Genomic DNA, 246 nt, shown 5'->3' on the forward strand with positions numbered 1-246 from the left:
GAACTGGTATTGCGTCCCGAAAAGATTGATGGTGCTTTTTATCACTACAGCCACGGCCTGAAAAAGCATGACGGCAACTGTCAGCGCATAGCACACGGTCACCGTTCACCGATTGAGCTGTATGTCGATGGCCAGCGTGACCCTAAGCTGGAAGCCGACTGGGCGAAACGCTGGACGGATATCTATCTGGGCACTGACGAAGATCAGGTGAGTGTCTCTGAGCTGAATCTGAGCGAGCACGCCGCT

Annotated in this window: 1 protein-coding gene; it reads left to right on the forward strand. The window is 54.1% G+C overall.

The window, feature by feature from the left end; translation table 11 throughout:
- On the forward strand, positions 1-246 hold a 246-nt coding region (locus tag R0J87_RS23355), incomplete at both ends, for a 6-carboxytetrahydropterin synthase (protein WP_498889358.1).

The organism is Halomonas sp. SIMBA_159, assembly GCF_046536035.1.
Taxonomy (GTDB): Bacteria; Pseudomonadota; Gammaproteobacteria; order Pseudomonadales; family Halomonadaceae; genus Vreelandella; species Vreelandella venusta_A.